This is a genomic window from Vibrio sp. 10N.222.48.A3, assembly GCF_041475345.1.
Classification (GTDB): domain Bacteria; phylum Pseudomonadota; class Gammaproteobacteria; order Enterobacterales; family Vibrionaceae; genus Vibrio; species Vibrio tasmaniensis_A.
The window spans coordinates 1-2,067 of record NZ_JBFRVX010000968.1 but is presented as its reverse complement, the minus strand read 5'-3'; the positions used below and the strand labels follow the sequence as shown (position 1 = coordinate 2,067).

Genomic DNA, 2,067 nt, shown 5'->3' with positions numbered 1-2,067 from the left:
AACACCGAAGTTACCCAATGCAGTACCGAAGTAAACCGGAGTCAATTCGCCAGCAAGGAACAGTTCGTGATCAAACTCAGGACATGCGCCGATAACCAATTCAAGTTCTTCACGAACGCTGCTCGCCAGATCTTCGCCAACAGCTTCGTCTAGTTCAGGGTTATCTAGACCTTTGATGATGCGAACTTCTTGGATCTCATGGCCGTGGCCAGATTCATACAAGATCGTTTCATCACGGTGAATGTGGTAAACGCCTTTAAACTCTTTACCACAACCGATAGGCCAAGAGATTGGAGCACAAGCCATACCTAGCTCGCTTTCCACTTCATCTAGCACTTCCATTGGGTCACGAACATCACGGTCAAGTTTGTTCATAAACGTTACGATTGGTGTATCACGTAAACGCGTTACTTCCATCAGTTTACGAGTACGATCCTCGACACCTTTTGCAGCATCGATAACCATCAAACAAGAGTCAACCGCGGTTAATGTACGGTACGTATCTTCCGAGAAATCTTCGTGTCCAGGAGTATCGAGTAGGTTGACTAGACAATCGTTGTATGGGAATTGCATTACAGACGTAGTTACCGAGATACCACGTTCTTTTTCCATCTCCATCCAGTCAGATTTAGCGTGCTGGTTAGAGCCACGGCCTTTTACGGTACCCGCTTTTTGAATCGCGTTTCCGAATAAAAGAACTTTTTCAGTAATCGTGGTTTTACCCGCATCCGGGTGAGAGATAATCGCAAACGTTCTACGTTTGCTCACTTCTTGTTGGAAAGACATAGTCGCCCTTTGCTGATCTAAAGCGTAAAAAGGGCAAGTAGATAATACTTGCCCTTGAATTCTGTGTGCGGATTATACAGAAAGCGTGTCACTTTCTAAAGGGTCAGTTTACACCCTATTTTGTGGCTAATTCCGGAGCTAGCGGTCTAGTTCACGAAAAGACGTAACATGACTAGCTAAAAGACATAAAAAGATAGCTCATAATGATGGCGTCTTCGTTGCCTTGCTTGGTTGGATAATAGTTACGACGGCGGTCGACTTCATTAAAGCCAGCCTTCTCGTAAAGATTAAAAGCATTCACATTACTTTCGCGAACTTCCAGCCAAGCACTTTCCGCGTCAGCTTGTTCACACATATCGAGAAAGTGCTCAACCAAAGCCTTACCGTAACCTTTGCCTTGCTGCTTAGGGTCAACCGCTATCGTCAGCAAAGTAACCTCACCGACAATGTTCTGAGCATAGAAATAGCCGACCACTTGCCCATCGACTTCTAAAACACGGTGGCTGCCTCCACGACTATTAAGATCACGGATCATATTTTCAGACCAAGGATGAGAATGCGCGGTCTGCTCAATTTGCCAAATTGCGTCTAGGTGTTGTTCTGAAGTGGGTAAAAGTTGATTAGTCATAAGCACAAATTTGTTGCCATAAGTCGCGGCGATGTTGGTTATTACCGTTAATGTCAGACAGTAATGGAGATTGAAGTGTTTTTGCCTTCAGTTCATGGGCAGATTCGCAACCAGCAAACCATACCCATTCAACCGAACTTAAATCCACAGCAGACAAGTGTTGCGGTTGAAGGTGTAAAGCTTGAGATAAGTCGAGCTTGATACTTTTGAGTACTCGCTCAAACATCACGGCGAGATCATCCTGAGGTTTTTCTGGTGAAACCAACAGTAACTTGCAATCATTCGATAACAGAGTCAATTCAGATTCATAACCAGCCAAACGCTCTGGGTGACTTAACTCCCATTGGCTAATGCCCATCTCTTGTAGATATTGCGCGTGTGTTTGTGACATATCTAGCGGTCGTAACCTTTGGTTTGTTGGTATTAATATTCTTCGAGTGAACTTAAACGGTGCTCATTGGGGCTGATACTAACAAAAAATAAAGGAGCATCAAGCTCCTTTATTTAGACTAAATCAGTTTGTATCTTATTGAGTGGTAAATCAGCTTATAAGTCGTTGAACTCTGGGCTGTAAGCAATTTCACCAGAATGCCCAGCAAACGCCCCTTCTACCAACTCAATCGCTTGAAAAGCGCCTTCAGGCACATCCCAAA

General features: G+C 44.2%; 3 protein-coding genes and 1 pseudogene. All 4 read right to left on the bottom strand.

The features are described 5' to 3' along the window. A partial coding sequence (prfC, locus tag AB4653_RS22535; RefSeq protein ID WP_372105379.1) for a peptide chain release factor 3 occupies positions 1–786 on the bottom strand: 786 nt, incomplete at its 3' end. 172 nt (positions 787–958) lie between these two features. After that, a complete protein-coding gene (gene rimI, locus AB4653_RS22530; protein WP_009847528.1) occupies positions 959–1,414 on the bottom strand; it encodes a ribosomal protein S18-alanine N-acetyltransferase in 456 nt (151 codons plus the stop codon). Further along, positions 1,407–1,805 carry a DNA polymerase III subunit psi gene (locus AB4653_RS22525; protein ID WP_009847529.1) on the bottom strand — a complete coding sequence of 133 codons (399 nt, stop codon included), beginning with the start codon at positions 1,803–1,805 and terminating at the stop codon, positions 1,407–1,409. The genes rimI and AB4653_RS22525 overlap by 8 nt, the downstream gene beginning before the upstream one ends. Before the next feature lie 155 nt (positions 1,806–1,960). Continuing rightward, positions 1,961–2,067: pseudogene (locus AB4653_RS22520) on the bottom strand (N-acetyltransferase); the annotation flags it as partial.